Genomic DNA, 5,748 nt, shown 5'->3' on the forward strand with positions numbered 1-5,748 from the left:
TCAGTATAGTTGAGCTTATTATTGACTAGAGTCATGCTCCAAAAAAGACAGAAGTTGCTGAGCTACACTCGCTACACGAAGGGGCGCCGGTCAGCCTGTCTCTGCCGTTACAAAAGCCAGGCGTCATAGCCATAGTCCGACCAAGGGCTGGCCCCAGAAGAAGGCAAAAGAAATGCACGATGGAAGCCATGGTCGCATCAGCGTTGGGTAGCAACCTCGATCCGGCCAATCTGGATCAGACGGAAGCAAGCCGCAGCTTGGCCCGCCTGGGGATCGATGTGGGGGGCACCTTTACCGATCTGGTGCTCTTGCAGGATGGCCAGATGCAGACGGCGAAGGTGCTGTCTACCCCCAGCCCTGAGGAGGGGGTCTTTGCGGCGCTGGACAAGCTGGGGGTGCTCTGGGTTGACCTCTTCTGTCATGGCATGACGGTAGCCACCAACGCGCTGCTGGAGCGCAAGGGATCCCCCACCCTGTTTTTGACCACGGCGGGCTTTCGGGATGTGCTGGCCATTGCCCGTCAAAACCGCCCCTCTCTGTATGACCTGACACAGCCCAAGCCGGAGCCAGTGGTGCCCCGCCACCATTGCCTGGAGGTGAAGGAGCGCTGCAGCGCGGGCGGAGTGTTGGAGCCGCTCACCGATGCCGAAATCCGGCGGGTGGTGCAGGAGGTGGGGGAACGGGTGCAGCGGGATGGGATCCGCGCTATTGGGGTGGGGTTTTTGTTTTCTTTTCTCTACCCGGAGCACGAACAGCGGCTGGGGACGGCCTTGCGACAGGCTTTCCCGGAGCTACATCTTTCCCTGTCTTGCGAGGTGGCGCCGGAGTTCCGAGAATACGAGCGCTTCAGCACCACCGCCATCGATGCCTACCTCAGCCCGGCACTGGCGGGCTACCTGCACCGCTTGGCCCAAGGATGTCGGGAGCGAGGGATCCCCCAGCCCTTGATCATGCAGTCTTCCGGCGGGGTGACCTCCATTGCTCAGGCGGCGGCCCATGCTTCGCTGGCTTTGCTCTCGGGGCCGGCAGGCGGGGTTTATGGGGCGGCCTATCTGGGTCGCCTGAGTGGCTACCCCCACTTGCTCAGCTTCGATATGGGGGGAACCAGCACAGATGTGGCCTTGATCCAAGATGGGATCCCCCAGGTTACTCCTGCAGCAGTGGTGTGTGGCTTGCCCGTGCAACAGCCCCAAATTGATATCCACACCGTCAGTGCCGGCGGCGGATCCCTGGCCCATTTGCTGCCCGGCGGTGGGCTTCAGGTGGGGCCAGAGAGTGCCGGATCCAACCCCGGGCCGGCCTGCTACGGTCGGGGGGGAACAGCTCCGACGGTTACCGATGCCAACCTCTGGCTGGGGTACCTGCCGGATGGCGGTCGGCTGGGCGACTCGGTGCAGCTACGGCGGGGGCTAGCGGAACAGGCTATTGCCACGCTGGCGGATCCCTTGGGCTTGAGCTTGCAGGAAACTGCCGTTGGCATTCGCACCTTGGCGAATGTCGCCATGTCGCGGGCCTTGCGGGTGATCAGCGTGGAGCGGGGTTTGGATCCCGCCGATTTTGCCCTGCTGGCCTTCGGCGGAGCCGGGCCCATGCATGCCTGTGCTTTGGCAGAAGAGCTGGGCATCCGCACGATCTTGATCCCGGCTGCCTGTGGGGTGCTCTCGGCGCTGGGAATGGCTCTGGCAGATCTGCGGCGAGATTATCGGCGGGCCATCCTCCAACCTCTGCGGCAGCTTGCGTCCGATTCAGGGGGATCCCTGCTGGCCCAATGGGCAGAACCCCTGATCCGCCAGGCGAGAGCCGATCTGCAGGATCCGGCGCTGCACTTCAGCTTGGACTTGCGCTATCGCGGCCAGTCTTTTGAGTTGGAGATCCCGGTGCAGTTGTCAGATCCGATTCCTCATCTGGAGCAACAGTTTCACCAGGCCCACCGACAACGCTATGGATGGCAGGATTTGGCCCAGCCGGTGGAGGTGATTCAGTTGCGTCTACAGGCGGTGCAGGCCCTACCCACCGTGCCTTTGACTGCACCCCACCCTTTGCCAGGGGATCCCCTCAAGGGTCGGCGAGAGGCATGGTTTGGGGGCAGGATGTGCTCGGTGCCGGTCTACGATCGGCAGCGCATGGATGTGGGGTTTCAACTGCGCGGGCCGGCAATTGTCGAGATGCCGGAGGCAACTGCGGTGATCGAAGCCGATTGGACGGGGGTCATTGACGAAGTGGGAACCCTAATCTTGAGCTGTGTTCGCGATAGCGGGACAAAGTCCTGGTGAGTCCATCCGCAAGCAGAGCGTCATGGTCATTTCGATTCAAACTAGGATACTGTGCCCACACCCAAAACGTTGCTCGCGTCGGCGTTGCGGAGCAATAATGCAGGGGGCCAGAAGCTCACCCTAACCTGAAAGACCACAGCAGAGCTTGTTTTGAGAGGGAGAGGCAGGTGCTCCAGATCACCTTGACGAATACCTTCACGATTTTTGCGTCCAGATAGGGTGTTGTCTGTTTTCGTTTGTCAGGGTCTAGATAGATGGACTGGCCTCTGCAGCCCTTGCCCTGACTGGATTTTCGCGATTTCCCTCAAGGGCGGACGATGGGACTCGAACCCACGAATGGAGGATCCACAATCCTCTGCCTTAACCGCTTGGCTACGCCCGCCGCGATTCCGGCTATCTAGCTTAGCATGGGAAAAACGGGACTGAACTACAAAGGTCGAAGCGCCTCAAAATGCTACCCAGAGCCGATTTGTTGCAAGGGGCAGAGCATCGAGAAACCTTGGCACGGGTCTTGGATTTGGGAGAGCAAGCCCTCAAGACCTGGCAAGTGGTCTGGAGCGACTTCCTTTCCCCACCCGAAATAGCGGAGGTGCAAGCTCGGCTGCGCAACTTGACCGAACTACAAGTGGGGGCCTGGGGAGGGTACCCCCAAGCAGAACGCCAACGCATAGCCCTGGCCCGCTCTGAGGTGGGTCTGGATGTCCGGGATCCCAAGCCCGACCAAGAAGGGATCCCATTGGCCGCCATTCAGATTCAGGGCAACTTTCTCTTCGACCCGGCCACCCACCGCGATTTTCTGGGAGCCCTGTTGGCGTCCGGCATCGCCCGCGAGAAAGTGGGAGACATCCTTGTGTTGGGAGACTCAGGCGCCCAGGCCATCGTTGTGCCCGAAATGGTGGATTACCTCACCCTAAACCTGACGCAGGTGCGCACAGTGCCTGTCAAAGTAGGCCGGATCCCCCTGAGCCAGTTGAACATTCAGCCCCCCCGCGTCAAATCCATCACCAGCATAGAAGCCTCTTTGCGCCTGGATGCGGTAGCCTCAGCTGGGTTTGGCATCTCCCGCAGCAAAATGGTGGAAGAAATCCAACGGGGGGAAGTGCGGGTCAACTGGAAGCCCATTACCCAAGCCAGCTACACCGTTGGCCCTCAGGATTGGATTGCCATTCGAGGTCGGGGTCGGCTGCAAATCGAAGAGGTAGCCGAAACAAAAAAAGGCCGCTTTCGGGTGCAAATGAGGCGGTATCTCTAGATTTTTTCCTGTCTGATTTTGGGGAGATCGTTACCTCCAGGAAAATGCTCTAGAAAAAAGAGAAAAAGGCCCAAGGGTAAAGCAAATACTCCAAGTAAAACAACTTCCAGATCAGTTGATAATAGCCAACAATCGCCTCCCGACGGCTGAGATCCAGATGGACACCATAGCCCAAGAGGATCCCCAGCCCCAACACATGGCTCACCAACAGCCAGAGGCCGTTGCCCGCAAGGAGAAAAGAGATCCCCACCCCGATAAATCCCAGATAGCACAAGGCCAAAATGCCGATACAAAACCTTGAGATCCGCCCTGGCCCAAAGCGCAGCGAGAAGGTGGCAATGGCAAACTGGCGATCCCCCTCCATGTCGGGAATATCTTTGAAAAGGGCGATCACCAGCCCAAAAATCGACATAAACCCCGTCAGCCAAACAATCGCAGCCGAAAGCTCGACCCTTCCCTGCATCACCTGCTGAAAATGGCTGTAAAGGCCCAAATTGACGATCAAGCCGCGCACGCTGTAGATGCAAGCCGAGGCTGCCAGCGGAAAACGCTTCAACCGCAAGGGGGGCAGCGAATAGGCCGTGCCGATCCCATTGCTCAAAAGCACCGTCAGCAGCAGGTAAGGGATCCCGGCCATGGCCAGTAGGACGGACGCCACCCCACAACCCACGACGATCCCCACCCCCTGTCGCCAACCCAGGGATCCAGCAGCTAAGGGCAAATGGGGCTTGTTGATGCGGTCGATTTCAACATCCGTCAGTTGATTCAAGCCGACGATGTAGACATTGGCCGCCAAACAGGCTGCCCAAGCCCAGACCAACTGGGGCAGCGCCGAGAGAACCGGTTGCAGGGATCCGGCAGCCACAAACCCTGCCAACAGGTAGAGGCCCACCACGCTGGCGCTGGTGCCGTAGACGGTGTGGGGTCGAGCAAAACGCCAGAGAACTTGTGGGCGCAACATCAAAAAAGTTAGGGAGAGTCTTCCAGGAGAGAAGCTAGGGCTGCCCAGCGGGGATCCACCTCCGGTGCGGGAGATTCCACCGCAATACCCGGACAGTCGGGACGGCAGGGCAACTGGCGGGGCATCTCCAAATGCAGGTGCTGGTACATCCAGTCTTCGACATCCAGCTCACCATTGGGGGGCAGGCTCTCCAGCAGATCTTCTTCGTCTTGCAATTCCAGCTCCAAGGGGAGAGGTTCGGGATCCCGAATCAAAATGATCTCCTCAACTTCCAGGTGCAGCCGGTGGTTGAACTGCTGTAGGCAGCGGTGGCAGGTGAGGGTGACAATGGTACGAGCTTCAGCACTCACTTCGAGAAAATGGCCCCGATGGCTGACTTCCAGGGATCCCTCCACAGGGGTCAAACTCTCAAAGCCCGAAAAAAACTGCCTAAACTGCAATTCTTGGGTTTGACCGGGCATCTGCCGCAGATCCGATAGACGAATTGGCCTCAGCATGGCACCCCCCTTCACGCGTTTTGGGTAGCAGGGATCCCTGTCGTCACCGTAGCAAGAGGGCCAACTTGTTCCCAGCCCTCTGCCCACTCTCAAGATGGGGAAGCTGCCCGACGGATAACCAAGCGCCGGTCAGGCTCTTTGCCACGGCTGAAAGTTTCCAGATCGGCATAGGCAGGGTCATTCAAGAGAGTATGAATTTGCCGACGCTCGGCAGCCGAGAGATCGGGAAACTCGTATTCCCGGCCAGTGGCCCTCACCTTTTCCACAGCAGCGGCAACCAAAACCTTCAGCTCCTGCAAACGCCGCTGCCGATAGCCGTCCAAATCCAAAATGTAGGGCTGCTGCTGGTCTTCCGGCTGGTTCAGGTTGAGAAGGGTGTTGGCCAGGTACTGCAACGCATCCAGCACCACAGGGGAGCGATCCTCCTCTTGAGGGGAATCTCTGGAAGATGGAGAGGGCAAGGGGGGGGCTTTCGCCAACAGCAGTTGCTTCTGAGCTGGGGTCAAAGAAGACGCCTCAATTTCCAGCACCTCCCCCACCACCCGCACCGCCGCTGGGATCCCCATAGCCGCCAGCACCTGCTGTAACCACTGCCTGGCTCGCTCTTGATTGGCCGCAAAGGTGGACTTGTTTGGCGAAGGGGCAACGGTTCCCTCAGATTTCCTAGCAGCAGATCCCGTAGAAGACTTAGGACGGCTCATCCTGGGCAGCTTCCAACTTTGAAGAGCATGACTCTAGTCAATAATAAGCTCAACTATACTGAAA

5 protein-coding genes and 1 tRNA gene are annotated in these 5,748 nt (G+C 59.0%); 2 read left to right on the plus strand and 4 right to left on the minus strand.

What is annotated here, in order from left to right:
• Positions 1-188 precede the first annotated feature (188 nt).
• Complete coding sequence (locus NW843_RS07940) at positions 189-2,273, plus strand: hydantoinase/oxoprolinase family protein (RefSeq protein ID WP_414522614.1); 2,085 nt, start codon at positions 189-191, stop codon at positions 2,271-2,273.
• A gap of 309 nt (positions 2,274-2,582) precedes the next feature.
• On the opposite strand, the gene NW843_RS07945 is transcribed toward NW843_RS07940, so the two are convergent.
• Positions 2,583-2,655: transfer RNA gene (locus NW843_RS07945), tRNA-His, on the minus strand.
• 69 nt (positions 2,656-2,724) lie between these two features.
• Here NW843_RS07945 and NW843_RS07950 point away from each other — a divergent pair.
• Positions 2,725-3,525 (plus strand): photosystem II S4 domain protein, encoded by an 801-nt coding sequence (locus NW843_RS07950; protein ID WP_414522615.1) that lies wholly within the window; start codon positions 2,725-2,727, stop codon positions 3,523-3,525.
• Positions 3,526-3,574: 49 nt separating this feature from the next.
• On the opposite strand, the gene NW843_RS07955 is transcribed toward NW843_RS07950, so the two are convergent.
• From NW843_RS07955 to NW843_RS07965, 3 genes are all read right to left on the minus strand, one after another.
• Entirely contained in the window at positions 3,575-4,486 is a 912-nt protein-coding gene (locus NW843_RS07955) for a homogentisate phytyltransferase (protein ID WP_414522616.1), read from the minus strand.
• An 8-nt stretch (positions 4,487-4,494) separates the two neighbouring features.
• Positions 4,495-4,983, minus strand: coding sequence for a YceD family protein (locus NW843_RS07960; protein ID WP_414522617.1), 489 nt, complete (start codon positions 4,981-4,983; stop codon positions 4,495-4,497).
• An 89-nt stretch (positions 4,984-5,072) separates the two neighbouring features.
• Positions 5,073-5,684, minus strand: coding sequence for a protein jag (locus NW843_RS07965; RefSeq protein ID WP_414522618.1), 612 nt, complete (start codon positions 5,682-5,684; stop codon positions 5,073-5,075).
• Positions 5,685-5,748: the final 64 nt, after the last annotated feature.

This window comes from Synechococcus sp. R5-12 (assembly GCF_047502655.1).
GTDB lineage: Bacteria > Cyanobacteriota > Cyanobacteriia > Thermostichales > Thermostichaceae > Thermostichus.